At 69.4% G+C, this 26,212-nt stretch carries 25 protein-coding genes; 13 read left to right on the forward strand and 12 right to left on the reverse strand.

The window, feature by feature from the left end:
- Window positions 1-109 precede the first annotated feature (109 nt).
- A complete protein-coding gene (locus tag ACIG5F_RS25765; RefSeq protein WP_396521593.1) occupies window positions 110-2,368 on the forward strand; it encodes a glycoside hydrolase family 3 C-terminal domain-containing protein in 2,259 nt (752 codons plus the stop codon).
- 115 nt (window positions 2,369-2,483) lie between these two features.
- Here ACIG5F_RS25765 and ACIG5F_RS25770 read toward each other — a convergent pair whose 3' ends face one another.
- The 3 genes from ACIG5F_RS25770 to ACIG5F_RS25780 form a co-directional block, all read right to left on the reverse strand.
- Window positions 2,484-2,792, reverse strand: coding sequence for a hypothetical protein (locus ACIG5F_RS25770; protein WP_396521595.1), 309 nt, complete (start codon window positions 2,790-2,792; stop codon window positions 2,484-2,486).
- A 118-nt stretch (window positions 2,793-2,910) separates the two neighbouring features.
- Entirely contained in the window at window positions 2,911-4,137 is a 1,227-nt protein-coding gene (locus ACIG5F_RS25775) for an alpha/beta hydrolase fold domain-containing protein (RefSeq protein ID WP_396521597.1), read from the reverse strand.
- Between the two features lie 58 nt (window positions 4,138-4,195).
- Window positions 4,196-5,014, reverse strand: a complete 819-nt coding sequence (locus ACIG5F_RS25780; protein ID WP_396521599.1) for a LuxR C-terminal-related transcriptional regulator — start codon at window positions 5,012-5,014, stop codon at window positions 4,196-4,198.
- Window positions 5,015-5,070: 56 nt separating this feature from the next.
- On the opposite strand from ACIG5F_RS25780, the gene ACIG5F_RS25785 reads away from it, so the two are divergent.
- Both ACIG5F_RS25785 and ACIG5F_RS25790 read left to right on the forward strand, forming a co-directional pair.
- Entirely contained in the window at window positions 5,071-5,952 is an 882-nt protein-coding gene (locus tag ACIG5F_RS25785) for a hypothetical protein (RefSeq protein ID WP_396521601.1), read from the forward strand.
- Window positions 5,953-5,998: 46 nt separating this feature from the next.
- Entirely contained in the window at window positions 5,999-6,454 is a 456-nt protein-coding gene (locus ACIG5F_RS25790; protein WP_396521603.1) for a nuclear transport factor 2 family protein, read from the forward strand.
- On the opposite strand, the gene ACIG5F_RS25795 is transcribed toward ACIG5F_RS25790, so the two are convergent.
- Together ACIG5F_RS25795 and ACIG5F_RS25800 are read right to left on the reverse strand one after the other, a co-directional pair.
- Complete coding sequence (locus ACIG5F_RS25795; RefSeq protein WP_396521605.1) at window positions 6,449-8,092, reverse strand: MOSC domain-containing protein; 1,644 nt, start codon at window positions 8,090-8,092, stop codon at window positions 6,449-6,451. The two genes, ACIG5F_RS25790 and ACIG5F_RS25795, sit on opposite strands and share 6 nt — an antisense overlap.
- A 14-nt stretch (window positions 8,093-8,106) precedes the next feature.
- Window positions 8,107-8,592 carry a CGNR zinc finger domain-containing protein gene (locus ACIG5F_RS25800; protein WP_396521607.1) on the reverse strand — a complete coding sequence of 162 codons (486 nt, stop codon included), beginning with the start codon at window positions 8,590-8,592 and terminating at the stop codon, window positions 8,107-8,109.
- Between the two features lie 94 nt (window positions 8,593-8,686).
- Between ACIG5F_RS25800 and ACIG5F_RS25805 the strand changes: the two genes are divergently transcribed.
- From ACIG5F_RS25805 to ACIG5F_RS25815, 3 genes are read left to right on the forward strand one after another with little or no spacing between them, the layout of a single operon-like run.
- A complete protein-coding gene (locus tag ACIG5F_RS25805; protein WP_396521609.1) occupies window positions 8,687-9,541 on the forward strand; it encodes a DUF427 domain-containing protein in 855 nt (284 codons plus the stop codon).
- A 1-nt stretch (window position 9,542) separates the two neighbouring features.
- Entirely contained in the window at window positions 9,543-10,253 is a 711-nt protein-coding gene (locus ACIG5F_RS25810; protein ID WP_396521611.1) for an SDR family oxidoreductase, read from the forward strand.
- A gap of 53 nt (window positions 10,254-10,306) precedes the next feature.
- A complete protein-coding gene (locus ACIG5F_RS25815; RefSeq protein ID WP_396521613.1) occupies window positions 10,307-10,723 on the forward strand; it encodes a VOC family protein in 417 nt (138 codons plus the stop codon).
- A 125-nt stretch (window positions 10,724-10,848) separates the two neighbouring features.
- On the opposite strand, the gene ACIG5F_RS25820 is transcribed toward ACIG5F_RS25815, so the two are convergent.
- Together ACIG5F_RS25820 and ACIG5F_RS25825 are read right to left on the reverse strand one after the other, a co-directional pair.
- A complete protein-coding gene (locus ACIG5F_RS25820; RefSeq protein WP_396521615.1) occupies window positions 10,849-11,337 on the reverse strand; it encodes an SRPBCC family protein in 489 nt (162 codons plus the stop codon).
- A 59-nt stretch (window positions 11,338-11,396) separates the two neighbouring features.
- Window positions 11,397-13,403 carry an RICIN domain-containing protein gene (locus tag ACIG5F_RS25825; protein ID WP_396521617.1) on the reverse strand — a complete coding sequence of 669 codons (2,007 nt, stop codon included), beginning with the start codon at window positions 13,401-13,403 and terminating at the stop codon, window positions 11,397-11,399.
- A gap of 368 nt (window positions 13,404-13,771) precedes the next feature.
- Between ACIG5F_RS25825 and ACIG5F_RS25830 the strand changes: the two genes are divergently transcribed.
- The 5 genes from ACIG5F_RS25830 (at window position 13,772) to ACIG5F_RS25850 (ending at window position 21,584) form a co-directional block, all read left to right on the forward strand.
- Entirely contained in the window at window positions 13,772-14,704 is a 933-nt protein-coding gene (locus ACIG5F_RS25830; protein ID WP_396521619.1) for a hypothetical protein, read from the forward strand.
- Between the two features lie 4 nt (window positions 14,705-14,708).
- Window positions 14,709-18,896: a hypothetical protein gene (locus tag ACIG5F_RS25835; RefSeq protein WP_396521620.1), complete on the forward strand. Its 4,188-nt coding sequence runs from the start codon at window positions 14,709-14,711 to the stop codon at window positions 18,894-18,896.
- Window positions 18,897-18,974: 78 nt separating this feature from the next.
- Entirely contained in the window at window positions 18,975-19,484 is a 510-nt protein-coding gene (locus tag ACIG5F_RS25840) for a hypothetical protein (RefSeq protein WP_396521622.1), read from the forward strand.
- Window positions 19,485-19,571: 87 nt separating this feature from the next.
- Window positions 19,572-20,042, forward strand: a complete 471-nt coding sequence (locus ACIG5F_RS25845) for a hypothetical protein (RefSeq protein ID WP_396521624.1) — start codon at window positions 19,572-19,574, stop codon at window positions 20,040-20,042.
- 147 nt (window positions 20,043-20,189) lie between these two features.
- On the forward strand, window positions 20,190-21,584 hold the full coding sequence (locus ACIG5F_RS25850; RefSeq protein WP_396521626.1) for a transposase family protein: 1,395 nt from the start codon (window positions 20,190-20,192) through the stop codon (window positions 21,582-21,584).
- Window positions 21,585-21,737: 153 nt separating this feature from the next.
- Here ACIG5F_RS25850 and ACIG5F_RS25855 read toward each other — a convergent pair whose 3' ends face one another.
- The 3 genes from ACIG5F_RS25855 to ACIG5F_RS25865 form a co-directional block, all read right to left on the reverse strand.
- Window positions 21,738-22,007 carry an Atu4866 domain-containing protein gene (locus ACIG5F_RS25855; RefSeq protein ID WP_396521628.1) on the reverse strand — a complete coding sequence of 90 codons (270 nt, stop codon included), beginning with the start codon at window positions 22,005-22,007 and terminating at the stop codon, window positions 21,738-21,740.
- A 179-nt stretch (window positions 22,008-22,186) separates the two neighbouring features.
- Window positions 22,187-22,801: a TetR/AcrR family transcriptional regulator gene (locus ACIG5F_RS25860; RefSeq protein WP_396521630.1), complete on the reverse strand. Its 615-nt coding sequence runs from the start codon at window positions 22,799-22,801 to the stop codon at window positions 22,187-22,189.
- Window positions 22,801-23,649 carry an oxidoreductase gene (locus ACIG5F_RS25865; protein WP_396521632.1) on the reverse strand — a complete coding sequence of 283 codons (849 nt, stop codon included), beginning with the start codon at window positions 23,647-23,649 and terminating at the stop codon, window positions 22,801-22,803. Before ACIG5F_RS25865 ends, ACIG5F_RS25860 begins: the two co-directional genes overlap by 1 nt.
- A 244-nt stretch (window positions 23,650-23,893) precedes the next feature.
- Between ACIG5F_RS25865 and ACIG5F_RS25870 the strand changes: the two genes are divergently transcribed.
- Together ACIG5F_RS25870 and ACIG5F_RS25875 are read left to right on the forward strand one after the other, a co-directional pair.
- Window positions 23,894-24,385, forward strand: coding sequence for a recombinase family protein (locus ACIG5F_RS25870; protein WP_396521634.1), 492 nt, complete (start codon window positions 23,894-23,896; stop codon window positions 24,383-24,385).
- Window positions 24,386-24,460: 75 nt separating this feature from the next.
- Entirely contained in the window at window positions 24,461-24,661 is a 201-nt protein-coding gene (locus ACIG5F_RS25875; RefSeq protein ID WP_396521636.1) for an antitoxin, read from the forward strand.
- Between the two features lie 166 nt (window positions 24,662-24,827).
- Here ACIG5F_RS25875 and ACIG5F_RS25880 read toward each other — a convergent pair whose 3' ends face one another.
- Window positions 24,828-25,805: a proline iminopeptidase-family hydrolase gene (locus ACIG5F_RS25880; protein ID WP_396521638.1), complete on the reverse strand. Its 978-nt coding sequence runs from the start codon at window positions 25,803-25,805 to the stop codon at window positions 24,828-24,830.
- Complete coding sequence (locus tag ACIG5F_RS25885; RefSeq protein WP_396521640.1) at window positions 25,805-26,179, reverse strand: limonene-1,2-epoxide hydrolase family protein; 375 nt, start codon at window positions 26,177-26,179, stop codon at window positions 25,805-25,807. Before ACIG5F_RS25885 ends, ACIG5F_RS25880 begins: the two co-directional genes overlap by 1 nt.
- Window positions 26,180-26,212: the final 33 nt, after the last annotated feature.

A 26,212-nucleotide genomic window follows, 5' to 3' on the forward strand; every position in this document is an offset into this window, starting at 1 on the left:
GTTCAGACCAACCACGATGATCACGCTTGACCGGCTGGGCGGCGGCTGCCAAGGTGATGCCCCCGTGCGCGGGGAAACCGATGGTCGCTCGGCTGGCGTGAGGAAATCCATGGCTGACCGCGACGCGCTGACCGGGCTGGTCAGGCCGCCGATCGACACTCCCCGGCCCGACGTCGCGCCGCTGCTGCTGGGCGCGACCTGGAACCCGGACCTGGCCCGCCGGGTCGGCGCCGCGTTCGGCGACCGGCACGCCGGCGGGGTCGTCGGCGTGCGGCTGGACCAGGCCGTCCGGGATCCGCGGCTGGGCGGCAACGACCTCGGCCACGCCGAGGATCCGCTGCTGGCGGCCCGGCTGGCGGCGGCCTACCTGTTCGGTATGAACGGCGCGTGCGCGCCGGTGATCACCGACTTCGACCGGGATTCCTGTCGTCGCCGGAACTTCACCGCACGGGCCCTGCACGAGGAGGAGTTGCCGGTCTACCGGGCGGTCTTCGAAACCGGTGGTGCGCGGGGCCTGGCGCTGCCGTGGCAGCTGTTCGACGAGCAGCCGACCCTGATCCGGCGGCTGATCCAGGACGGGGTGCGGCCGTGGAGCGACGGCCGCGCCCCGGTGTTGCTGGCCGGCGACGGCGGTGACGCGGTGGCGGCGGTGAAGTCCGGTGTGGACGGCTTCCTCGCGACCGGCCGAGTCTTGGACGAACTCGTGGCCGCGGTCGCCGACGGCCGGATCGATGAGGCGGAGATCACCGCCGCGCGATCCCGTCTGGACGAGTTGTACGGGCACGTCGGCGCGCCGTCCGGGGTCGATCACGACGGCCTCGCTTCGGCTGTCGCCCGCGAAGCCGTGGTGCTGCTGCGAAACGACGGCCTGCTGCCGCTGCTGGTCGGCCCGGGGATGCGCGTCGCCGTCGTCCATCCGGGCCGGCCGGACGGCTTGCCGGATGCGGTGCGGGGCATGATCCCCGACGGCACGGTCACGGTGGCCGGCGGCAGCGACCGGGTGCTGCTCCGGGAAGCCGACAGCCGCCGCGCCCTGGTGGCCGTCGGCGACCAGCTCCGACTGGACGTGTCCGTCGGGGACAACGCCGTGTTCGAGGCGATCGAGTGGTCCCGGCACGTCTTCGAACTGAGCAACGGCTCCTGCCGCCAGATGGTCGAGGTCGTGCCGGCGTCCGACGGCACCGTGACCCTTCGCTATGTCCACAACGGACAATTGGCCGCAATCGACAACGTGGTGTGGGAGACGGTGTCCGACGGCGCCGCCCGGGCGGCCGGGGTGGCGGCCGCCGCCGATGTCGCGGTGGTGGTGATCGGGGACAACGGCCAGGCGCGGGATCGCGAGAACCTGCTGTTGCCGGACCAGCAGGAACGGACTCTACGGGCGGTGCGGGCGGCCAACCCGAACACTGTGCTGGTGGTGCTGAGCGGTCGTCCGTACGCGCTGGACTGGGCGGAGGCCAACGTCGGCGGCATCCTCTGGAGCGTCCCGGCCGAGCAGACCGCCACCGCGGTGGCCGAGGTGCTGTTCGGCGAGCGTTCCCCAGCCGGCCGGCTGCCGCAGACCTGGCACCGCGGCACGGACACGGACTACGAAACCTATCTGCACCAACGCGGGGAGCCGTTGTTCCCCTTCGGGCACGGCCTGAGCTACACCACCTTCCGCTACGACCCGCCGGTGCTGAGCGCCCCGACCCTGGAGCCCGGCGGCCGCGTCACGGTGTCGGTCCGCGTGCACAACACCGGCTACCGCGACGGCGAGGAAGTGGTGCAGCTCTACACCCGCCAGCTCACCTCGCGGGTGCGCCAACCGGTCCGCCAGCTGCGGCATTTCACCAGGATCGCCGTGCCGGCAAGGGGTTCGCACACGGTGACGTTCGCGCTCACCGCCGACGACGTGTCGTTCTTCGACGTCACCACACAGGACTGGGTGCTGGAGACGGCCGAGCACGAGGTGCTGGTCGGCGGCCACGCCGTGCGGTTCGCGACCGACGGCGTGGAGATCCCGATCCGGCAGCTGTCCGGAATGTCCTTGCTGTGCAGCAGATCCGACGAGACCGCGGGGCTGACGCTGGTCGACGGGCCGGCGATGGCGGCGACGGCCCAGCGGTCCTGGCTGGCGCTGCGGGGATGCGACCTGACCGGCTGCCGCACATGGGGCCTGGTCACGGACAATCCGACCCGGGTGCCGCTGTACGTCGGCCTCCACCTGGACGATCCCAAGGGGCCGTTGATCGGCGTGCTGGCCGTGCCGCCGGGGCCGGTGGGGGCGCACACCGCGACGATCACCGGCGAAGCCCTCGGCGTGCGCGACGTGTTCGTCGTGTTCACGCAACCGGGGCTGCGCGCCCGTCGGCTGACGTTCGGCTGATCGCCGCGGCTACACCGCTGTCGGCCATCAACGAGGATCACAACTCCAACGGCACCCACAAGCCGTGTTCCAGGTGGAGTGCTCGGGTGGTCCGCCGACCACCCGAGCACTCCGGTCACTTCGGGCAGGTGGTCGCGATCGGGCTGCCCTCGAACAGGTCGGTGATCCAGCTCGTCCAGGTCGCCGGCTGGGTGTTCGGCGCCTCGTGGCCGCCGGGGATCACGACGTCGTGCACCTGTGCGCCGAGTGAGCACAACGAGGAGGCGCGGTTTGCCATGGCGCGTTGGGACACCGGCGCTCCCGCCGGGCTCGCCTGCTGCCCGGTCGTCGCTGGGGACGAGCCGCACGCCGTCAGCACCAGGCTCGCGGCCAGCAGGCCGCCGAGCATCCGCATGACCCGCGTAATCGGGGCCCATGCCGTCATCGGTCGGTACTCCGTTCCTGGATCCTCTACAGAGGACGGAAGCCGCCCGACGCGGCCTCCGTCCCGGACCGGAGCGCGCGGGATGGATGGGGGGAGGCCACCCCGGCGCGCTCCGGAGTCAGCCGAGGTACTTCTGGTACCAGGGCAGCATCAGCGCGCGGGTGGCCTCGGTGCCGATGTTGAGGGTCAGCAGGTCGTAGCCGTGGTCCAGGTAGGGCAGTTCCACGTACCGGTTGGTGATGCCGGCGGCGGTCAGCTGGTCGGCGAAGGCCTTGGTGTGGCTGGCGAAGACCAGGTGGTCGGCCCCGCCCTGGATGAGCAGGGTCGGCGGGGCGGCCGGGGTGATCTGCCGGGCCGAGTCGACGGCGGCGTAGCGGTCGGGGTGCTCGGCCGGGGCGCCGCCGAGGTACCACTGGCCGGCCTGCACGCCGAACGGGGTCTCGCCGGTGGTGTCGGTCAGGTCGACCGCCGGGTAGGAGGCGATCACGGCCTTGAACTTGGGCATCATCGGGGCCAGGCCGCAGCTGGGCGTGAGCGTGCCGGCGTTGACCTTGTACGCGATGTTGACGGCCAGGTTGCCGCCGGCCGACCCGCCGTAGCTGGCGACCCGGGTCAGATCCCAGTGGTACTCCAGCGCGTGCAGCGTCGCCCAGGTCAGCGCGCAGCCGACGTCGGCGTCCTCGGTATTCCAGGTGTGGTCGGTCGCGGTGGCCAGGCGATAGTCCACATCGAACACGGCGAACCCGTTGTCGGCCAGCCAACTCTGGTACGGCAGCGGGCCGCGGGAGCCGGCGACGAACCCGCCGCCGTGCACGAACACGACCAGCGGAGCCGGCCCGGACGTCTTCGGCGTGTAGATGTCGGCCTTCATCTCCTGGCCGCCCAGCGTGGCGTAGGTGACGGTCTTGTCCGGCCCGCGGCCGGTGGCGTCGGTGGGCGTGGCCGGTGAGAACGCGTACCACTGGCCGGTCGCGTCGTGCACGGCGACGATCTGCACGGTGGTGGTGATCAGCACCAGCACCAGGCCGATCACGCTCAGCCCGGAGACCGCCAGCCGCCCGCGGCCGCGCAGCACGAACCACCCCACGACCAGGATCACAATCATGAACACGATGTTCCACGAGCCGAACGTGTCCCGGATGAAGGAAACGGGAACCTGGAACGGTTCGATGGCTGCCAGCCAGCCCACCGGCAGCAGCGTCGAGATCTGTCCATAGAGGATGAACACCGCGACGGCGAGGCACAGCACCAGCAGCACGCCGCGCACCACGCGGCCGAGGATCGTGCCGCGAGGCGCCGCTTCAGGCGCCTCTGTCGTCACGGATTGGTCCAGATCGTTGCTCACGGCATCAGGATGGGAACGGACCGTCAGCAGCGCAAATCGTGGCCCCCCGAACGGGGGGTCAGCCGCGGGCGAAGGCCACCAGGGCGGCGCGGTTGGGCACCCCCAGCTTGCGCATGCTGGAGGCCAGGCTGGACTTCACGGTCTCCGCCCCGATGCCCAGCTTGGCGGCGATCTCCCGGTTGGTCAGGCCCAGTGCGACCTCGGCGATGATCTCCCGCTCGCGGTTGGTGAGGTTCGCTCGGGTCCGCGGGCCGACCGCGTCCGCGGTCAGCCGCCGGACCAGGGCGTCGATCTGCCGACGCTGGGGACATTCCTCCATTGTGGACGCGATGTGGCCCAGCTCCGCGCAGATGTCGGCCAGTCGTCGGCGTTCCTCGGCGCACATCGCCGCCGCGCCGGCCTGCAGCCGTTCCAGGCGGCGGTTCAGGCTCAGGGCCTCGGCCAGGTTCCGCTCCAGGGCGCGCACCAGCGCCGCGACGTCGGTGATCACCCGGTCGCCGAAGACGTGCTCACGGCGCAGCGCACCGTAGATCAAACCCCTTGGACCGCCGGGAATGCTGACCGGGACGGCAAAAGCGGCACGGATTCCCTCCCGGCGCACGGCGGCGTCGTAGTCGTGGGTGATGCCGTCGGCGTGGCAGTAGTCCCGGACGTGCGCCGGCCGGGCTAGCAGCGTCGCCTTGCCGCCCAGGCCGGAGCCCACGGCCACGCGCAGGTTGAGCAGGCCGTCGGTGGTGGCGCCGACGAGCTTGTCGATGACGAAGTGGTCGGCGTCGGCGGCCGCGAGCGCGCCCAGGGTGACGTCCACTCCGGAGACCCGCCGCACGTCGTGCAGGAGCAAGGTAAACGCTGTCAACTGCGCTGCCGTCGGGTACATGTCAGTTCCTGCCTGCGTGTCTGAGCCGGTGGTCACATGTTCGCGTACATACGGCCGTGAGCCAACGACGACGCGACCCGACCGAGCCGGTGACGGTCATCGGTGTCGCCGTCGCCGCGCTCGTGGCGGTGGTCGTGGTGGTGCAGAGCCTGGGCGCGGCCGGCGTCGCCACCGCCGAGAAACCGGTTCCGGCGACGAGCACGACGCCGGGGCCCAGTTCGACCACGGCCACGGCGGTCAGCACCTCCCTGCCGGCCACGGTCCACCTCGCCACCGCCGTCTACGACCTGCGCGCCGGCGCGTTCGTCAGCCGGTCGAGTGACAACACGCCGTTCGCCGCCGAGTCCCTGACCAAGCTCCTGATCGCCACCGACCTCGCCGCCTCAGGCCGGTTGGCCGGGAGCAACCTGAGCCGGGTCAAGGCCATGCTGTCGACCAGCGACGACCAGGTCGCCAACCAGCTGTGGACCGCCGACGGCGGGCCGGCGATCGTCACCCGCGAGATCCGCGCCATGGGCCTGCGGGCCACGGTTCCGCCACGCGACCCCGGCCGGTGGGGCGACACCACCATGACCGCGGCCGATGTGGTGCGGATCTACCAGTACGTGATGACCAGGATGCCGGCCGCCCAGCGCGACACCCTGCTCGGCGACCTGTCGGCCACGGCCCAGGCCGCCGACGGCACCGACCAGGACTTCGGCATCACCCAGGCGGTGCCGGACGGGCAGTGGTGGGCCAAGCAGGCCTGGGCCTGCTGCCGGCCCGAGTGGGACGTGCACACCACCGGACTGGTCGGGGCCGACCGGCGCTACATCGTGGTGGCGCTGAGCCAGCAGCCCCTCTCCGGCGGCTTCGCCGGCGCCACCAAGGTCATCACCGGCGTGGCCAAGACCCTGGTGGCCGGGCTCGACCTGGCGGCGCGGGCCGGAGAAAACTAGAACACGTTCTTGCTCTGGCCGTGGTCCTTGGCCCAAGCTGGGGACCATGGACCTGGTTGCCCTGGAGGAGATCCGCCGGCTGAAGTACCGCTACCTGCGCTGCGTCGACCAGAAGCGGTGGGACGAGTTCTCGCAGACCTTCACCGTCGACGCCACCGCCGCCTATGGCACGCCGGTGGAGGGCGAGCCGGTGGTGCTGCGCGGCCGCGACGAGATCACCGCCTTCATGCGACGCCGTCTCGGGCCCGATGTCATCACCGCCCACGTGTGCACCCAACCCGAGATCGACATCGACGGCGACCAGGCCACCGGCACCTGGGCCTTCCAGGACACCGTGATCATCCCCAGGTACGACGTCGTGATCATCGGACACGCGTTCTACGAAGACCGCTACCGCCGCGAGGCCGACGGCTGGCGCATCAGCCACACCGGCTACGACCGCCGCACCTACGAGGCCCAGCTGTCGCTCAAGGACCTCCCGAGTGTCAAGCTCACCTCATAGGTCCAGCACCACGTCCTCGGTCGGGCGGGCGCAGCACACCAGGGCCGAGCCGGCGGCCGGGAGCTCCAGGGGATCGGGCTGATACCGGATCTCACCGGACAGCAGGGGCGTCACGCAGGTGTGGCAGACCCCGGTGCGGCAGGCCCAGCGGGTGGGCACGTCGCAGGCCTCGGCCAGCTCGAGGAGGTTGTCGAAGTCCGAGCGCCACGGGACGGTGAGCCCGCTGCGGGCGAAGGTGATCCGCGGCCCTGGGCCTACCGGGCCGAGCGGCTGGTGCGGGGTGGTCGGCGTTTCACCGACGATGCCGGGGTTGATCGCCGGCAGGGCCCCGAACAGTTCGGAGTGGACGTCGGTGATGCCGAGGCCGCGCAGGGCGGCGGTCATGTCGTCCATGAAGCCCGACGGCCCACACATGTAGGCGGAAGCGTTGGCTGGCAAGGAAAGCTGAGCCAAGGCCGCACCGTTGAGGCGATTGCCCTCGAACGTGTGGTAGATGTGTTCATGCGACTCCAGCCCGGCCAACAGATCGTGCGCCTCGTCGCGGAAGGCGTGTTCCGCGGCGGATCGGGTGGTGTGCAGCCACCAGACCTCGCGCTTGCTGCCGGCCAGGGCGCGCAGCATCGCCAGCACGGGCGTCACGCCGACGCCGGCGGAGAGCAGCACCACAGGGGAGTTGTTGTCCTGCAAGGTGAAATCCCCGCGCGGCGCGGCGGCGTCCAAGGTGTCGCCGACGTTCAGCCGCGTGTGCAGGAAGGTGCTGACGACGCCGTCACGCTTGACGCTGATCCGGTATTCGGCGGAGGACGCCGCGGACAGCGAGTAGCTCCGCACCTGGTCGGCGGCCTTGAGCGTCAGGAACTGCCCGGGCAACGGCGTCGGCAGGGTCGAACCGTCCGGTGTGGACAGATGGATGGAGGCGATGGTGCTGCTCTCCGACACGATTCGCGTCACCCGTAGCGGCCGGAACCCCGGCCAGCCCGCGGCCGCCGGCTCTTCCTTGGGGGACAACAGGTCCTGGAACGAGGCCCGCCAGCCCGGGCTCAACGCCGGGATGTCGACGGCCTTGCGCAGCCGTACGACGTCCCGCTCGGGCAGGTACAGCAGGGCGTCGATGTCGGCGACGTTCATCTCGTGCCGCCCGACGGCGACGCGCGTGATCTCGTCGCCGGCCCGCACCTCGCCCTCCTTGATCACCCGGAAGTAGAAGCCGGGCCGGCGCCGGGCCACCAGCAGCGCGGGCATCTCCGGCTCGTTGAGCCGCAGGGCGACCCGGAAGCACGTCACCCGCGGCTGGCTGACCTCGAACTCCGCGTCCCCGATGCGGTAGCGGTCGCCGATGTGCACCTCGTCGTCGAGCAGCCCGTCGACGGTGAAGTTCTCGCCGAAGTTGCCGTACTCCAGGTCGTCCCGGCCCAGCTCCTGCCGCCAGTAGTCGTAGGACTGCCGCTGGTAGACCATGACGGCCCGCTGCTCGCCGCCGTGGCCGCCGATGTCGCCCTGCCCGTCCCCGTCGACATTGAGCCGCCGGGCCATGCGCGCGCCCTCGACCGGGTGCTTGAAGATGCCGGTGTGCACGGTCCGGCCCTGCCAGGGCACGTCCTTGGGCATGCCCACGTTCAGTGACAGCAGTCGCGCCACGGTGATCACCTCCCTCAGCCCTGACGGCTGCGCTGGTAGTGCCGGCGGGCCTTCATTCGGTTGCCGCACAGGGCCATCGAGCACCACCGGGCGCTGTTCGGCTTGCTGCGGTCGATCAGGAACAGGCGGCACTCCGGGTTGGCGCACGGCCGCAGCCGGCCCGGGCTGCCGGTGCGCAGGGCGTCCCAGGCCAGCACCGCCCGCGCGGCGGTGGTCCGGCCGGCCGGCAGGTCGGGAGTCCAGACCAGGCCGTCACCGGCCAGGGACGCCCGGTAGCCGACACCGGTCACGAAGGGGGCCAGTTCGGCGGCGGTGGCGTGGCCGCGGACCACGTCCTGGAGCACGTCGCGAGCGTCCACGGCGGCCTGCCACTCGTCGTCGGAGGCGTCCTGACCGTGCGCGACCAGCCACTCGCGGTCCAGGGTGTCCCGCTGCGTGCCGTCGACCACGGGGGTGGTGTTGAGCAGGTCCAGCAGCAGCGTCTCGTCGGTCTCGCTCACTCTAACCTCCAAACCCATGCTTGACAGGTTACAGCACACCATGCTTCAGTCTAACCAGTCAATACATTTTAAACGGTTAGAGAGGGGCGAGGTCATGGGACTGGCATGGCAGCAAGGACCCCTGGCGGCCACGGCGGTCGGGCACTTCTTGACCGAACAGCCGATGCCGGAGCGCCTTCTGTTCGCCGAGCCGCTGCGCCGGCGGATGCGGGTGCGGCTGGGTGGCGAGTGGATCGCCGACAGCGAGGACGTGATCCTGCTGCACGAGCCCGGGCGTTATCCGGTCGCGTACTTCCCGCTGGCCGACGTGGCCGAGGGCGTTCTGGCGACGGAAACCCGTGCCACCAAACACAAGGATCTCGGGGCCACCGCGTGGTTCAGCGTGAACGGCGTGGCCCACGCCGCCTGGCAGTTCAGCGAGCTGCCGGCCCACGCCGCGGTCCTGCGCGACCGGGTCGCCTTCGCCTGGCGGGCCATGGACGCGTTCTACGAGGAGGACGAGCGCATCGTCGGCCACGCCGCCGACATGTACCACCGGGTCGACATCCGCAAGACCTCGCGGCACCTCGTCGTCAAGGACGGCGATCGCGTCGTCGCCGACACCCGGCGCCCGCTGGCCCTGTACGAGTCGGGCTTCGCTCCCCGCTGGTACGTGCCGCGTGAGGACATCGACCTCGACGCGCTGACTCCGGTCGAGGGGCAGACCTTCTGCCCGTACAAGGGATTGGCCAGCTATTACGACATCGGGTCGCACAAAAGGGCGGCATGGGGCTATCCCGAGGCGTGGCCGGAGGTCGAGGCCGTGTCCGGCTGGATATCGTTCGAGCCGGATCACGTCGACGTCTGGCTGGACGGCCGCAAGCTCGCCCTCGAACCGGGCCAAGCCGTTGTGCCGCACGGCATCGACCGTGGTCTCGACGCCGATGAGCTGGCCCTGAAGGGAAACTGACATGTCGTTGCGGAATCGCACCGTGCTGGTCATCGGCCGTGGCAGCGGCATCGCCCGCGCCGTCGCGCTGGCTGCCCGTGCCGCCGGGGCCGAAGTCGTTGTCGCCGGCCGAAACCGCGACACCCTGGCCGCCGCCTACCCGGATTCCGGTATCACCGCCGAGCACGTCGACCTGGCCGACGAGGCCAGCATCGCCGCCCTGGCCGAGCGCCTCGGCAGCGTCGACCACGTCGTCTCCACCGCCTCGGCCCGAGCCCGGGGCACCGCCCAGACCTTGACCCACGAGGCCGTGCTGGCGTCGTTCGCCGTCAAGGCGGTCGCCCCGATCTTCCTGGCCAAGCACTTCGCCCCGCGCATGCCCGCCGACGGCTCCTTCGTCTTCTTCTCCGGCGCTTCGGCCCGCAAGGTGCTGCCCAGCATGCTGGCCGTCGGCGGCACCAACGCCGCCGTCGACGCCGTCGTGCGGGGGCTGGCCGTCGAGCTCGCGCCGATCCGCGTCAACGCCGTCTCGCCCGGCACCATCGACTCCGGCGCCTACGACGCCCTCGGCGACGAGGCCAAGTCCGCCCTGTTCGCCAACCGCGAGGCCACCAGCCCCGCGCGCCGCGTCGGCACCGTCGACGACATCGCCGGCGTGGTCCTGTTCGCCCTCGACACCACCTTCCTGACCGGCGTCTCACTGGCCATCGACGGTGGCGAACCGCTCGTCTAGGAGGCTCCCGCCATGATCACCACCGTGCCCGTCGTCATCGAGCGAGGCAAGTGATGGAGTTCCGCATCGAGGTGCTCACCCTCCCCGTCACCGACGTCGACCGGGCGCTTCGCTTCTACACCGACCAGGTCGGCTTCGCCCTCGACGTCGACTACGGGCCCCACCCCCGCTTCCGCGTCGTCCAGCTCACCCCGCCCGGCTCCGCCGCCTCCGTCCAGTTCGGCGTCGGCCTCACCGACGCCGACCCCGGCTCCTCCCGTGACAACTACCTTGTCGTGTCGGACATCGAGGCCGCCCACCGCGAGCTCTCCGCCCGCGGCGTGCCCGTGACTCCCTTGCGCCACAAGGCCTCCTCCGACTGGCAGGGCGACTTCGCCCCCGGCCCCGACCCGCAACGCCGCTCCTACGCCACCTTCCTCGACTTCGCCGACCCCGACGGCAACACCTGGACCATCCAGGAGATTCGCTGAGCTCACAGTTCCGGCAGGTCCAGGCGCTGAACGTCATGAAGGGGCCCTTCCTGGCGTTGGGCGAGAGGATCGGTCCCTTGATCTTGGCACCGACGCTGTCGCTGGCACCGACGCCGGGGGCGGTGTCAGCCGCGGGGGTAGCCGCGGCGGACGGTGCGCTCCAGGATGCCGAGGGTGGCCCGCAGCGACTTCTCCTCGATCACCGGGAAGATGCCCAGCTTGCGCCAGTCGTCGCTGATGCCGGACCAGTCGTAGTAGGAGGTCACGACCGTGCCGTCGGCGGCCGGCTCCAGGCGGTAGCCGAAGACGTGGCCGATGGGCGGCTTGATCTGGCCCTCGATGGTCCAGGCGATCTCCCGGTCGGCCTGGAACTCGGTGATCACCACGGTCACGTCGTAGCGGCCCATCGGCAGGTCGCCGAGGCCCTCCCGGTCCATGTGCACCAGGAAGCGGTCGCCGACGGCGGTGACCGGCGAGCCCTCGGCGTCCATCAGCATGCCGGAGGCGTCGATGGCCACGTGCCCCTGGGGATCGGCCAGCACGGCGAAGACCGCGGCCGGCTCGGCCGGGATGGTTCTGGAGATTTCGATGCGTTCGTCCACGGTGACCAGCATGCCCGACACGAGAACTGCCCCCCCGGGTCGAGGGACCCGAGGGGCAGTTTCGGTGACGGTCAGGCCGTGGTCAGCTGCACCACGGTCCAGCGCTGGTTGTTCTGGCCGTTGCCCTGGAACAGCACCAAGCCGGTGGCGTTGGCCACGCCCTGGTTCCAGGCGTCCACGAACTTGCCGGTCAGCACGCTCTGCATGGCCAGCGAACCGTTGTCCCCCTTGGGGAACACGAACTGCTGGGTCGGGCCGCCGTGGCAGGTGTACTGGATCAGCGGGGTGCCGTTGGCGACGTCGCCGTAGCGCACGTCCAGGCACTTGCCGGACTGCTGGTTCTTGAACGAGTACTTGTGGTCGCCGAGCGGGATCACGGTCCAGACCTGCTTGACGCCCTGAAGGCAGTCCCACAGCTCCATGCCGGCGAGGTCCTTGTTGGCGTCGTCACCGGGATTCACCCACAGGCCGGCGACCTGGATGCAGCGACCGGACTGCACACCCTTGATCTCGATGGTGCCCGGGGTGAGGTCGGCTAGGCCCTCGACGTGGCTGGGGTCGATGACGCGCCAGCGCTGGTCGATCGAGTTCGTGTTGGTGTACTGGACGATCAGCGTCGCGTTGCCGGTGCCGCCGTCCTTGGTGGTGGCGTACATGCCGGTGCCGACGTTGCGCAGCTGGAAGGTGCCATCGGTGTTCTCGATGAACTGCCAGCGCTGGTTGGCGCTGTCGTTGCAGGAGTTCTGGATCACGACATCGCCCCGCACGTCCAGGCACTTCTTGGACTGAAGGTTGACGATCGCGTAGCTGTTGTCGGCCTTGGCCACCAGCGACCAGACCTGCTTCTCGCCGCGCAGGCAGTCCCACAGCTCCATGGCGGCGCCGTCCTTGTTGGCGTCGTCGCCCGGGTTGGCCCACAGGCCGGCGACCTGGAGGCAGCGGCCGGAGTGCACGCCCTGAAGTTCGATCACGCGGTTGTTGGCCGGCTTGATCAGGTCCTTCTTGGCGGCCTCGTGCTGGCCGGTGTTGAGGAACGCGTGCTGGTCGGCCACGGTGCCGGCCAGGGCGGCGCGGGCGGCGGCCGCCAGGTTCGGCAGGTAGCCGTCCTTCTGCGCGTTCTCCAGGATGGCCCGGACCTGCTTCTCGGTCTCGATCGCGTCCTGGCGGTTCTGCTCGTCGATGTCGGCCTGGTGCGCGGTGTGCACGCCGGTGAAGATGAAGTCGTGCCAGACGGCCGCGTCCTTGTTGTCGTACGCGGTCTGGGCGGCGGCCTTGACCTTGGCGCCGGTGGCGCGCTTGATGAGCTCCCAGATGAACTCGTGGTCGGGCAGGTTCTTCAGGTCGTCGGTCGCCGTCGACTGGGTGGCGGCGGCCCAGGCGCTGGCCTTGGCCTTGATGTTGGCCTCGCGCTCCAGGCGCTCCCGCTCCTCCTTGTCGTGCTGCTCGATCGCCCGCTGGCGGTCGGCGTTGGCGGCAAGAAAGATGTCGGTGACGATGAACTTGGTGCGGTCGTCGTCGGTCGAGGTCGACTTCAGGACGGCCTCGGCGCCCTTCTTGACGTCGCTGCCGTCGGCGGCGTGCTGCCACAGCGCGAACACGAAGTTCTGCAACGAGGCGTCCAACATGGACTGGGGCACGTCGGTCCAGAGGATCTCGGCCGCCGCGGCCAAACGCTGCTGGTCACGTACGGCCTTCTGGCCCAGCTCGATCGCGTCCAGGTTGGCCGCGCTGTGGATGCCGGTCTCGATGTAGCGCTTGCAGGCCAGTTCGTCGGTGGTGTCGGTGAAGGCCTTGAGGGCGTCGGCCTTGACGTGGGTGCCGTCCTTGGCCGCCTGCCACAGCGTGATCACGAAGTTCTTGTCGCTCAGGGCGAGCATGTCCGGGGTGACGGTGAAGCCCCGGATCTCCCGGCCGGCCGAGATCTTGGCTTCCTCGCTGGACTCCGGGGCCACGGTGGTGGCGGCCGACGCGGACAGCGACAGCACCGGGCTGGCGATCAGGCCGCCGGCGAGCGTGGCCGAGACGGCGAGCGCGGCGAATCCGCGCGCGCAGCGGCCGGCCAGACTGGATCTGGACAAGTGTGTCCCCCCACATGATTTTGTTGGCGTACGCGACAAAAAGGCGGGCCACCCCCGATGGCCGTTCGCCGAGGCACCCTCGCACGATACGGACAATAACCGCAAGGTGGCGTGAGTCACGTCACTCGGACATAGTTCGCGTAGCGCTCGGCAGCCATGCTAGGAAACCCCGACGGGCACCTCCGCCCGGCGAATTTGATGTTCTGCTTTGGGGGGAACACATGGGACGTCGCGCCCTCGTGCGCGCGGTGATGGTCGCCGCTCTGGTCACGGGAACCGTTGCCGCAACGGGAAGTGTGACCGCAATCGCGGAAACGGCCGTCAGCGTTACAGATCCGGCCGCACAGGCCGCGGCCAACCGGGAACGCGTGAAAAGACTGGCCAAGCACGATCCCAGACCGGACGTGCAGACCTCGGCCTGGAACGCGATCCTGAGCAGTCGCGGCGACGAAGCGATCACGGAATTCCTCACCACGGGCCTTTCCGCCGCCAAGGAGCGGGCGGCGGAAAGGGCTCGGCGGAATCGGGAATTCATTGAGCGGACGAACAAGTTCTCGCTGCCCGGCAGCGCGGTCCGCATCACCTCGGCCCGCGCGTTGTCCGGGTCGGACAACGAGCAGGACGAGTACGTCCGAAGTGGACTGGCCAAGGCCCAGCAGGCCGACAAGGACACCAACAACCAGTACCAGGAGAAGTTGGCGAAACTGGCCAAGGAGGACCGGGACTACGTCGCCGATCTGGCCGCCAACGACCCCGGCGTGCAGGTGCGGGCGGCCGCCAACCGCGCGTTGTCCCAGGGGGACGACGAGGCGATCGGCCTGTTCTTCAAGTACTACTGGGCCAGCGCCGCCCGGCTGGACGACGAGGCGTTCCGCCGCTACACCGCCGACCAGGACGCCATGTGGCACAGTGACGTCCAGCGGTTGATCGAAGTGGCCGAATACGCCGAGCAGCAGGAGAAGGCGGCCAGCGGCGAGGCCGCCCGCAAGGCGCGGGCCGACGCCATCGCCGCGTGGCGGGCGGTACAGGCCCAAGCGGGTCAGTCCAGTGTGGACTGGACGGCCGAAGGGGAGAAGGCCTCACGGCAGTCGGCCGCGTGGGCGGCGGTCGCCGACCACGCCCGCACCGCGACCGGCGAGCAGGACTGGGCCGACGTGCTGGCGCGGGGCGACGCCGGCCGGACGTCGTGGGCCGACGAGGCCGCGTGGGCGCTGGCGCAGGCCAACGCGTGGAAGGCGATGGCGGACCAGGCACGGGCCAGTGCCGACGCCGCCGCGGCGAGGGACCAGGGGGACCGGTAACAACATGAGCACCCAACGTGAACGCGCCAGATGGCGCGGATTTTCCGCTGCCGTCCTGCTGACGGTGATCGCGGCGCTGATGGGCGGCATCGCCGGCCCGGCCGCGGCCGCCGTCGCGCCGCCGGCGCCGGTCGCCAACACCGCGGCCGTGACGCCGCAGAGCGTGCCGGACGACGAGGACGAGTTCAACCGGCAGTTGGTCGAGGACATCGCCGCGCACGCCAGCGAGCCGGAGGTTCGGCAGGCCGCGCAGGAAGCGCTGGACTCGCACGACCCGGCCAAGATCCTCTACTTCCTGGATCACGGTGAGGCGGAGGCGAAGGCCAAGGCGGCCGAGCGCAAGCGGGCCGAGGCCGCGCACAACCGTGAGCTGGTGCAGGGCTGGGCGCAGACCGGCGGGCCCAAGGTCCGCGCCGGCGCGCAGGCGGCCCTGGATTCCGGTGACGACCAGAAGATCGCCGACTTCGTGCAGTACGGGCACGAGATCGCCGAGAAGCAGGACCAGCAGGACGAGGTCGACGCCCAAGCCGAGCGAGAGCGCGTCATCGGCCGGGTCAAGGACATGGTCGCCCACGGCGGCCCGCAGGTCCAGGTCGAGGGCGCGGCCGTGCTGTCGACCAACGACTACGACCGGATCCGGGCGTTCTACCTGACCGGCTACGCCGACGCGAACAAGCGGGACCACGACTTCCAGGCCGTGATCGAGAAGGCGTTGGCCGACCGGAACAAGGCCGTCAACGACTTGATCGACCTGGCCCGCCGGGCCGGCGCAGCCGCCCAGGCCCGCGCCGAGATCCTGCGCGCCAACATCGAAGCCGTGCAGGCGTTGGACAACGCCACGCTCGCGATGAAGCTGGGCGCCTCGTTCGCGCACCGCGCCGACGAGATCGTCCAGGAGGACAAGCCGGGCCGGGCCCACGGCCAGCTCGGCCGCACCGCGGAGATCGATTCGCTGCGGGCGCAGGCCACCCAGCAGGCCGAGGCCGCCGCTCGCGCGGCGCTGTCCGCTCGCGGCACCACCGCCGCGGTGCAGAACGCCGCCGTGGATCTGCTGCACACCGGCATGACCAACGGCCTGGACTGGGCCAAGGTCACCATCGCGATCGGCTCCGCCGTCGAGGCGGCGTCGAAGGCCACCGAGACCGCCCAGCACGCCGCCGAGGCCACCCTGGCCGACAGCCGTGCGCTGGACGCCGACAACAAGGCCGAGGAGCACGCCGCCAACGCCAAGAAGTGGCGTGAGGAAGCCGAAAGGCAGGCGCAGACCGCCGCTGACCTGGCCACCGCGGCCAAGCAGCAGCAGGACATCGCCATCGGCGCTCGGGACCGGGCCAAGGCGCAGCAGGCCGCCGCCGAAGCCGCGGCCGCGCAGGCCCGTCAGCACGCGGCCAAGGCCCGGGCCGCCCGGGTCAACGCCCAGGGGGCCGCGGGCAACGCCGTGGCCAAGAGCAACGCCGCCGTCTCCGCGAACAACGACGCGATCCGGGACAAGGTCCGTGAGGACACGGCGATCGAGGCGGCCGGCCGGACCGCCACGGAGCTCAAGACCGCGACCAGCATCAGCTCCGACCGGGCGACCTACGCCCAGGAGATCGAGGCCGCCCTCAAGGCCGCCCGCGACCAGGCGATCAAGGAGGGCAAGGACGCCGACGCGGCGACCAAGGACATCGCCGCCGACGCCGCTCGCGCGAGGTCGGCGGCCAACGAGTCCGCCGCGTGGGCGGCGCGGGCCCGGGCCGCCGCCGCGACCGCCAAGGCCGAGGCCGACGCGGCGTCCGCCGCTGCCCGTCGATCCCGGGCAGCAGCCGCAGCGGCCGACCAGGAAGCGGTGACCGCGCGTCGGGCCGCCGACGACGCCAACCAGCTGGCCATGCAGGCGGCCAGTGTCGCTGCCGGCGCCCAGAGCTCGGCCGACCAGACGCGGTTCGAGGCCGAGGGCGCGGTGACCGAGGCCAACCAGGCCGTGTTCCAGGCCCAGGTCGCCGACCGCGCCGCCAACGCGGCCAGCGCGTCCGCGTCGATGGTGATCGACCCGGCGCACAGTGCCGAGATCATCGCCAAGCCGTACGCCAACCTCAACGGCGACGCCCGGCAGGCCATGGCCGTCGCCGTCGACGCGTTGCAGCTCAGCCAGCAGCTGGCCAAGTCGGCCCAGGACCGGGCCACCGAGGCCAACCAGGCCGCCGACCGGGCCAAGAAGGCCGCCGACGCCGCCATCGCCGACGTCAAGCCGGCCTACGACGCCGCCGCCCGGGCCGCCCAGTCGGCTCAGCAGGCGGCGCAGTACGCCGTCGGGGCGGTCGACGCGGCCAATGCCGCCGCCGGCTACGCCCACAACGCCCACGTGGCCGCGACCAACGCCACCAATGCCGCCTCCGCTGCGCGCAGCGACGCCGCGGTCGCCGGTCGGGCCGCGAGCGTGGCCACCAACGCCGCCTACACCGCGGGCCGGGCGGCCGCCTCGGCCGAGGCCATCAAGCAGTGGGCCGAGAACGCCACCAACGCCATCAACAACTTCCGCACCGAGCTCGTCCAGGCGTTCGACAAGTTCCAGGACGAGAAGGCCAAGGCCATCGAGGCCGAGCGGCTGGCCAGGGAGCAGGCCGAGCAGAAGCGCCAGCAGCTCAACAAGGAGTTCCTCGGCGGCCTGTTCACCGGGGCCATGTGCCTGATGGCCTCGACCTCGCTGCCGTGCCAGGAGTTGCAGCGCCAGCTCACCGGCAAGGTCCTGGAGGGCATCGGCGCGGCCGCGGGCTACGTCAAGGACGACATCCAGTGCGTGGCCGGCGACCAGGCCGCGTGCCAGCGGTTCAACGAGGCCACCCAGAAGATCCGCGACTTCATGCAGAAGGCCCTCGACGGCTTCGTGGAGAGCGCCAAGGGCTTCTGGGAGGGTCTCAAGGGCATCGGCAACTGCATCGTCCAGGGCGTCTCCGCCGGCGGCGGGCCGGCCTGCGACCAGATCGGCGCGGGCATCAAGGACCTGATCGCCAACCCGTACAAGCTGATCCACCTCGACGTCTGGCACGACGACCCGGGCAAGGCCCTGGGCATGACCACCTTCGACGTGCTGACCGTGGTCGCCACCATCCCGCTCGGCGGCAGCGGCAGCGCGGTCGGCAAGCTCGTCGAGGCCCTGACCAGCGTCGTCGGCAAGGCCGCGACCACCCTGATCAACGGCCTCGGCAAGATCGCCGAGGTCGCGGCCAAGGTCATCGACCGCACCACCGGCAAGATCGCCGACTCGCTGGCCGACATCGTCGGCCTCACCGTCAAGATCGAGAACGGCATCGCCAAGGTCGAGGCCTGGAACGTCCTGTTCGACGGCAACGTCTTCAAGCTCAAGCCGTTCGAGGTCCAGGTCACCGGCGACCTGAGCAAGCTGGAAGGCGCCATCGCCCGTATCGAGGGCGGCACCATCACCTTCGAGGGCGACGTCGCCAAGCTGGAGGGCGCCACCTTCCGCTTCGACCCGGCCCCCGAGGGCACCAAGCCGCCGACCTTCCCCACCTCCAGCGAGTGGGACGGCAAGAACTGGATCGGCAAGGAGTACGGCCAGGAGTTCAAGCTCGACGCCGCCGGCTACGAGAAGTCCAAGGAGCTGCTCGCGCACGCCGAGAAGAGCGCCGAGACGATCAAGCCCAAGATCGAGCAGGTGGCCCGCGACGTCGACGGCAGCCGGCTGGAAGGCCTGCAGTACCAACTCAAGGGCGCGGACTCGTTGCGGCGCAAGCTGGCCACCGAGGTCGCCGCGGCCGGGGGCGACCTGGCCAAGGCGGCCGGCGAGATCAACGACGCCGTCCGCTACACCCTGGTCCTGCCCGAGTCCGGCTACACCGCCGGCGTGAAGGCGGCCGTCGAACGGCTCCAGGCCCAGGGCTTCCAGGTGACCAAGCTGAAGAACTTCTGGAGCCGCAACCAGAACAGCCTGGGCTACCGGGGCATCAACCTGACCGTGTACGACGACGCGACCAAGCAGGTGTTCGAGTTCCAGCTGCACACCGAGGACAGCCTGCTGGCCAAGGAAGCCGAGCACGACTGGTACAACTGGCGGCGCGTGCCGGACGTCCCGCAGATCGAGATCGACTACGCTCAGGCCCAGTCCGACGCGATCTTCGGCAGCGTCCGGTTCCCGGACCGCGCCGTCGACATCACGTTGAAGGACGGCAAGGTGGTGGTGGGGTCGGAGTGACGACCCGCCGTCGTTGACCGTGGCGGCCCGGCACTGTCCACAGTGTCGGGCCGCCGACGTCTTCCCGAAGGAGCAGCGGTGCTACGCAGGTACCGGTACTACGTGGTCGTCACCGACCGACTCACCCGGGACAACCCGTTCGCCGTTGTGCGCCAATGGGATTCCGGCGAGGAGTTCTTCACCCACCACCTTCGCTGGGAGCGCACTGACCTGCTCTCGCGCATCGCGGGCGGGCAACTGCCCGCCCGCGCCGAGCCGATCACCAAGCAGGAAGCCAAGCGGCACGTGGCGATGTACACCGAGCGCTTCCAGCACACCCCCGCCGCCGTCGAACCGCCGCCCGGCTGGCGCTACTACGTCATCGTCTCCGACACCCAGCCCCGCGACGACCCCTTCGCCCTCGTCCGGGCGCGCGGCCGGCACGAGGAGGAGTTCTTCTCTCCGCGCCTGGTGTGGGAGCGCAACGACATCCTCGAACGCATCAGCCGGGGCTCGATGGACCGGGACGAGGTGCCGATCACCGAGCAGGAGGCCGAGCACTACCAGGAACTGCTGACCCGGCGGTTCCGCCGGCAGCAAGCCGACTGACCCGGCGAAAACAATCCGCGGTCCGTGTCGAGACGGGCGAGGTGGCTCCGACCTGGGGGTGTTGGCACCGGAACCGAGGGAGCAGTCATGGCGGAGCGGGTTGTGAGCGTGGCGGCGGGGATGCAGGAGACCGAGCAGGTGGCGGCGGTGCGGGACGGGCGGCACGAGGCGCTGGCGGTGCTGATCGGGAACTGGATCAACGAGGGGATCACGGCAGGCGGGGCGAGGATCGTGACCAGTGACGTGTACGAGTGGGCGCCGGGCGGGTTTTTTGTGCTGCACAAGGCGTTCGGTCGGATCGGGGAGGCGGGCGTCGGCGGGGTGGAGATGATCGGGGTGGACGGGGACGGCTACGTCTCGACCTTCTACGACAGCTTCGGCAACGTGCACCGGTCCCGGCTGGAGATCGAGGGCGACGAGCTGCGGTGGCTGAGGGAGCGGACCCGCTGCACGGTGACGCTGGCCGACGGCGGCACGACCCAGATCGGTCGGCACGAGGCGAGCCCGGACGGGGTGACCTGGAGCCGGTCGATGGACGTCACCCTGCGCAAGGTTTGACGGCTCTTCGAACTTGATCGGGGACTGACGCCTGGAGTGGCTGTCCACAGTCCGGCCGAATGTCTGGCCCAGTGTGAGGGCCCGTGGCTCACTCGATGATCATTCTTGTTGTCGAAGCAAGATGATCACAACAGAAGAGCCACGGGCATGCTCAACGATACGACCCGGCTGCTGGGCCTGACCGGCCTGGCCGTCGTTCGGGTCGACGACGCACCACACGACGGCCCGGTGGTGCACTTGATCACCACGGACGAGCAGGCCCGCACCTGCCCGGGATGCGCGGCACGGGCCACCCGGATGAAGGAGTGGGTCACGACCAGCCCCCGGGATCTGCCTGCCGCCGGCCGGCGGGTCGATCTGCGATGGTGCAAGCGCCGGTGGCACTGTGACCAGCCCGGATGCGCCAGAAAGACCTTCACCGAAGCAGTGGATGAGGTCCCCGCGCGGGCACGGCTGACCGACCGGCTGCGGCAGGCGGCCGGGGCTGCGGTCGCCGACGGCGGGCGCACGATCGTGCAATCCGCGCGGGACCACGGCCTGTCCTGGCCGATCGTGTCGGCCGCGTTCACCGCACACGCCACCACGGTGCTGCCGGACCAACCCACACCGGTGACGGTGCTGGGCATCGACGAGATCCGCCGGGGACGTCCTCAGTGGACATGGAATGACCGGATGACCGTCCAGATCCGGGGTCGGCGTGGCCGCAAGGGCAACCGGGAGTGGGAGTTACGCAATCGGCTGACCTGCTCCGCCGCCCGGATGCACGCCCACCACCTGGACCCCATGGTCAATGACCTGCGGGCACTGCCAGCAGAAATCGGGCAACCCATCCTGGCCGCGTGGAACGCCAAGGAAGACCTGCTGGATCTGCTTGCCCTGGCCCGCACCCATCCCGACCGGGCCGCGATCTGGACCCGGTTGTCGCGGTTCTACAAGCGGTGCGGCGCGTCTGGCCTGCCGGAGCTGGAGCGGTTGGCCAGCACGGTCTCGGTATGGTGGCCCGAAATCCTCGCGTTCATCGACACCGGCATCACCAACGACAGGCGGGGGAGGGCCGATCTACGACGGCAGCTTGATTCGATCGATGATCTCGTAGTAGGCGTGCAGGTCGAGCCAGGCGGTTCCGGCGACGACTTTCTTGTTCCTCATCGTCAAGATATAGAGATACTCATTGGCGTAGGGCAAGCCATCGGCCGCGCGCGCGACCGAGGTGAGGTGGGCGAATACCTTGTCGCCGTCGGCCCACACGCCCTTCTTGGTCACCGCCGCCTTTCCGTCCCACCGGTCGAACAGGGCCTGCTCGGCATTGTCGATCAGATCCTTCATGCCGTGGAAGGTGCGGGCAACGAGCCCATAGCCGGTGATGGTCCACTCCACGGCGTCATCAAAGACGGCCTCGCCAAACTTACCGAAGTCTTCTACTGCTGCGTCCAGCGCATCGCTCACGGCCTCGAGGTTGGCTTTTTCGATTTCAGAGTAAGACATCGTATTCCCTTAATTTCTCGGTTAATTATTCCATATTTAAACAGTGCAAAAATGTGATACCGGGGCGAGGATTCTGGTTTCGAGCAAGTCGGTAGCTGTTGACCGGGTCGCTGATGTGAGGCTTTTTGACCCACATTGTGGGTTTGTGAGCAAAATAATCAATGTTGGCATTGGTGACGATTGCTTGGTTCTAGAGTGAGAAGCAAATAACTATTGCTCTCCATTTAATTTATCTTTGCGATATAGTAGCATGCCGACGTGGTGCAGCACTCCGTCTACAAAATTACCGTCGACAGAAAATCCGGAGTCATCCTGATATTCGATATGAGTGCCGTTAATCTGGTATGCGCCAGTATGTGCGGATTCTTTTTCTCTGCGGGCTTCGACATAGCGGCCGCCAGGTAGTAGTTGCTGGCGTACATGGCCGTCTTTTGTGGCCCACATGCCCAGAAATTTTGCGGAATCATCCGGTGAAGTCATGAGTATTCCTTTCTTCGCGCGCATGCGGAGGAGACGGGTCGGTGTCCAGTTAGCGCAAGGCGAGCAGCACGTTACGGTAATCAACCGGTAACGTTGCGCATCGCCGAGACGGTCAATAGAGGATATGGGCGTGACGCGGCCAGGCATCTACGGCTCCGCTTTATCGACTGCTCCTCTTCTCAGGTATTGAGACCGGCGCAGGTCAGCCAGATGTGTTCGCAGGTCGAAGATGCCTTGTGCAACTTCTCGCGGGATTCCTGCGAGGCGTGGTAGAAGGTCCGCTCGATCATCCAGCACAGGGCGCGTGCCATCGCTGACGCTTGCTCTGGTTCGGCGCCGGCTTGAACGCCGGCTCGTTCCAGGACAGCGGCGATGGCTGTAATGAACAAGTCAGCCGTGCGGCTCCACAGCTCGCCGATCTCCGGCACGGTCAACGACAGGTCTATCGCTGTGCGCATGACCAGGCCGTGCTCATTCCACAGTTCAACCGTGCGCCGCATGGCCGCTGTGATGGCTTGGCGCGGCTCGTCGGCCTCTGCGGTGGCCCGGGATCGCTCCCACAGATGCTCAACTGTCCGGGCCACGAGGGCCGTCACCACTTCTTGCTTGGAGCCGAAGTAGAAATACAGGGCGCCGCGCGTGATGCCGGCGCCTTGAGCTATGTCGCCGACAGTCATGGCGTCGTAGCCTTTTTCCGCCAGTAGAGCTGCGCAGGTGTCCAGAATGGCCCGCTCCCGGACATCGCCTTTGCGTTCGGTGGCGCGCCTGCTCCGCGCGGAGTGGTGGCTGGGCATCAGAGCTGAGCGCCCTCGGCGAAGTCGGTCGTGCGGGAGAGGGGCTCCCATGCGCGGATGTTTTCGTCCACAGCCGTGCGCGCGGCAGTGACCAGTCGCAGCGCATCCGAGCCAAGAACGAGGTGGGCCGGCGGCTGGTCGACCGACGCGATGTGCACGACGGCGTCGCCAGCCTTGGCCGGATTACCCAGCTGATTCCCGCTGGCCTTCTGCCGCGCTTCACGGATGGGGGCGAACAGCTTCGCGTAGTCATCGATGGACTGCGCGGCGCGCGTCATGGACCGTCCGGCCCAGTCGGTGCGGAAGGAGCCTGGCTCGATCGCCGTCACGTGGATTCCAAACTGCGCGACCTCCTTGCCCAGTGCTTCCAGGATGCCTTCCAGGGCGAACTTGCTGCCGCAGTAGGCGGACATGCCGGGCACGGCCATGAGCCCGCCCATGGAAGTGACGGCCATCAGGTGCCCGCGGCGGCGCCGGCGCATGTGGGGCAGTGCTGCCTGCAGGGTGGCCACTGCCCCGAACACGTTGACCTCGAACTGCCGTCGCACCTCGGCCAGCGGGGTTTCCTCGAAGGTGCCCTCCAGGCCGTAGCCGGCATTGGCGACGACGACATCCAGAGGACCGACGCTCTGCTCTACCTCCACGACCGCACCCGCCACGGCGTCGCTGTCAGTCACATCCAGGATGCGGCCGTGCGCGTGCCCGGGTTTCAGCCCTTCGAAGACCCGCTGGTCCTTCTCGGAACGGACCGTTCCCACGACGGTGTGCCCTGCGGCAAGGGCAGCCTGGGCGAAGGCACGGCCGAGGCCCGTGCTGACACCGGTGATGAGCCAGTTCTGCTTGTGCATTTGCTCCTCCAGAGGAAACCCCGCGAGGGGCTGGGTGCTCCCTCACGTTCAACTATACACAGTGTCGATTTTTATCATCGGTGCGTAGATTGTGGCGTCGCTCACGGCTCCGCCGACCGCTCCTTGGTGATCCACTCCGAGCGAGAGCAACCCGTGCCCGCGTTGTCTCGCCGAGTCGGGCTCGCTTTGCAGGTCCCGCTCGGGCGCGGTCGCCGGGACGTACCGCGCCGACCGGTTCACCAAGGTGCCGCGGCTGGCGAAGGAACTGCGCGTCCCGACTCCCGCTGACCGTGGGCCGGGCCAGGCGTGGTGGCCGGGCACTCCGCCGCCGGCGCCGATCCCCGCTGACGCCCCGAGCGCGGACATCCGGATGGGCTACGCCCGCTGCTCGCACGTGACCCAGGAACTCCAGTCCCAGCTCGACGCGCTGGCCGCGCACGGCATCCCGCGCGACAAGATCTTCTCCGAGAAGATCTCCACCCGGATCCGGGTCCGCCCGAAGTTCGAGGCCGCTCTTGAGGCGGCTCGGCAGATCAAGGCGCACGCCCCGCACTGCCGGGTCATCCTCGCCGTCTACGATATGAAACGCATCGGCCGCGACTCCGCCGAGCTCACCGCGCTGGCGGATCACCTCACCGGCCACGGCATCCTGCTGGAGATGCTCGCCGGGCCGATCGCCGGCATCTACGACCCTTCCGGCACCGGCAGGATGCTGTTCGGGTTCTTCGCCGCCTAACTTCGATGAGCCGGTTTGACTAGGCCGAACGGCGGCAACCCTACGCCGGTAGGACGGTCACAACCTGGAGGCGAGATGGCTCTCTCGGACAAGCTGAACGAGCTCAAGGACAAGGCCAGGGAGATGGTCGGCCAGCACGGCGACAAGGTCGACGACGCGGTGGACCGCGCCGGGCAGACCATCGACGAGAAGACGGGCAACAAGCACTCGGACCATATCCAGCAGGGTGTGGACAAGGCCAAGGAAGGCCTGCGGAACTGGGGCGAGCAGAAGTAGCCGGGCCCCGAAGACCCGCCCCCGTCGGTGACACGCGGTGGGGGCGGGTTGGTTGGCGCCAGGCCGCGGGGTCGGTCAGGTTCGGGACCAGCGGAGGCGGGTGGTGAACTCGACGTCGTTGGTGACCAGGTAGGAGACCAGCCGCCACGAGCCGACGAGGTCGAGGTCAGCCAACGAGCCGGTCCCATCTCGCCAGGAAGGTGGACAGGGTGCGGTTGTAGGCCGGGGTCTCCTCCAGCATGGCCATGTGGGCGCTGGCGGCGAACTCCACGCGTTCGGTGTGGGGGAGCAGCTTCTCCAGGGTGTCGGTGCACGGCTCGGCGAACTCGTCGTAGCGGCCCCGAGTGAGCAGCACCGGGTTCCTGATCCGGCCCACCTCGGCGCTGCGGTCCCAGTCGCGCAGGTTGCCGGTGACGGAGAACTCGTTGGGCCCGTTCATGACCGCGTACACCTGGTTGCCGTCGATGTTGGCGGCGCTGCGCAGCAGGGGATCGGGATACGGGTCGAGGCGGCAGAAGAAGTTGGCGTAGAAGACGTTGACGGCGTCGAGGTATTCGGGTGCGGTGAAGTCGCCCTTGGCCTCGTAGTAGTCGAGGGTCTTCTGCACGTCCTCGGGCAGCAGCGTGCGTAGATACCTTGTGCCGTCGACGAACTGCTGGGCGCTGGCGGAGGCGCTGGCCAGCACGACGGCGCCGATGCCGCGCGGCGCGCGGGTCAGCAGGTACTCGATGGACAGCCAGGTGCCCCACGAATGGCCGTACAGGTGCATGTGGTCGAGGTGGAGGGCACAGCGGACGGCGTCGACCTCGGCCGCGAACCGCGTGGCCGTCCACAGTGCGGGGTTGTCGGGCTTGTCGGACTTGCCGCAGCCGAGCTGGTCGTAGAACACGACGGGCCGGTCGACGCCGAGTTCGCCCAGCGGCTCCAGGTAGTCGTGCCCCGCGCCCGGCCCGCCGTGCAGCACCAGCAGCGGCGGTTTCGGCCCGCTGCCCACGACGTTCACCCACACCCGGCCGCCGGGCACGGTGACGTAGCGCTCGCCGGGCTGGAGCCGGCGCGGCGCGGCGGACGCCACCGCCGGCACGGCCACTGTGGCGGCGGCCCCCACGACCGCGGCCTTGAGCATGTCTCGTCGGTTGATCATCAGCCCATCGCCTTCGTGAACGTGGCCAGGTCGAAGTAGTCCCGCCAGGCCACGATCCGGTCGTCCACGATCTCGAAGACGCCGGCCACCGGCAGGTCCACCGCCACGCCGTCCTTGCGGCGCAGCGTGTCGGTGCGCTCGTTCATGACCACATTCCCGTAGCTCACCTGGTGGTGCACGGCGAAGTCGATGCCGTCGTACCCGGCGGTGAAGCCGGCGATGAACTCCTCGATCGCGGCCCGGCCGTGCACCGGCGACAGCGGAATGTTGTGGTAGACGGCGTCTTCGGCGAAGAACTCGGCCAGCTTCTCGGGGTCGGGGGAGGCCCACAGCGCGCAGAACTCGGCGACCAGCTCGTCGGGCGTGCGTGTCATGCGCCCAGCCTCCTGGACACCGGCGACCCGTGG

The sequence above is a fragment of the Kutzneria sp. NPDC052558 genome, from assembly GCF_044547355.1.
Lineage (GTDB): Bacteria > Actinomycetota > Actinomycetes > Mycobacteriales > Pseudonocardiaceae > Kutzneria.

Coding starts and splice junctions, on each gene's coding strand:
- ACIG5F_RS25765 (WP_396521593.1), top strand. CDS start 110: ATGGCTGACCGCGACGCGCTGACCGGGCTGGTCAGGCCGCCGATCGAC.
- ACIG5F_RS25770 (WP_396521595.1), bottom strand. CDS start 2,792: ATGACGGCATGGGCCCCGATTACGCGGGTCATGCGGATGCTCGGCGGC.
- ACIG5F_RS25780 (WP_396521599.1), bottom strand. CDS start 5,014: ATGTACCCGACGGCAGCGCAGTTGACAGCGTTTACCTTGCTCCTGCAC.
- ACIG5F_RS25790 (WP_396521603.1), top strand. CDS start 5,999: ATGGACCTGGTTGCCCTGGAGGAGATCCGCCGGCTGAAGTACCGCTAC.
- ACIG5F_RS25805 (WP_396521609.1), top strand. CDS start 8,687: ATGGGACTGGCATGGCAGCAAGGACCCCTGGCGGCCACGGCGGTCGGG.
- ACIG5F_RS25810 (WP_396521611.1), top strand. CDS start 9,543: ATGTCGTTGCGGAATCGCACCGTGCTGGTCATCGGCCGTGGCAGCGGC.
- ACIG5F_RS25815 (WP_396521613.1), top strand. CDS start 10,307: ATGGAGTTCCGCATCGAGGTGCTCACCCTCCCCGTCACCGACGTCGAC.
- ACIG5F_RS25820 (WP_396521615.1), bottom strand. CDS start 11,337: ATGCTGGTCACCGTGGACGAACGCATCGAAATCTCCAGAACCATCCCG.
- ACIG5F_RS25835 (WP_396521620.1), top strand. CDS start 14,709: ATGAGCACCCAACGTGAACGCGCCAGATGGCGCGGATTTTCCGCTGCC.
- ACIG5F_RS25845 (WP_396521624.1), top strand. CDS start 19,572: ATGGCGGAGCGGGTTGTGAGCGTGGCGGCGGGGATGCAGGAGACCGAG.
- ACIG5F_RS25850 (WP_396521626.1), top strand. CDS start 20,190: ATGCTCAACGATACGACCCGGCTGCTGGGCCTGACCGGCCTGGCCGTC.
- ACIG5F_RS25855 (WP_396521628.1), bottom strand. CDS start 22,007: ATGACTTCACCGGATGATTCCGCAAAATTTCTGGGCATGTGGGCCACA.
- ACIG5F_RS25860 (WP_396521630.1), bottom strand. CDS start 22,801: ATGCCCAGCCACCACTCCGCGCGGAGCAGGCGCGCCACCGAACGCAAA.
- ACIG5F_RS25865 (WP_396521632.1), bottom strand. CDS start 23,649: ATGCACAAGCAGAACTGGCTCATCACCGGTGTCAGCACGGGCCTCGGC.
- ACIG5F_RS25875 (WP_396521636.1), top strand. CDS start 24,461: ATGGCTCTCTCGGACAAGCTGAACGAGCTCAAGGACAAGGCCAGGGAG.
- ACIG5F_RS25880 (WP_396521638.1), bottom strand. CDS start 25,805: ATGATCAACCGACGAGACATGCTCAAGGCCGCGGTCGTGGGGGCCGCC.
- ACIG5F_RS25885 (WP_396521640.1), bottom strand. CDS start 26,179: ATGACACGCACGCCCGACGAGCTGGTCGCCGAGTTCTGCGCGCTGTGG.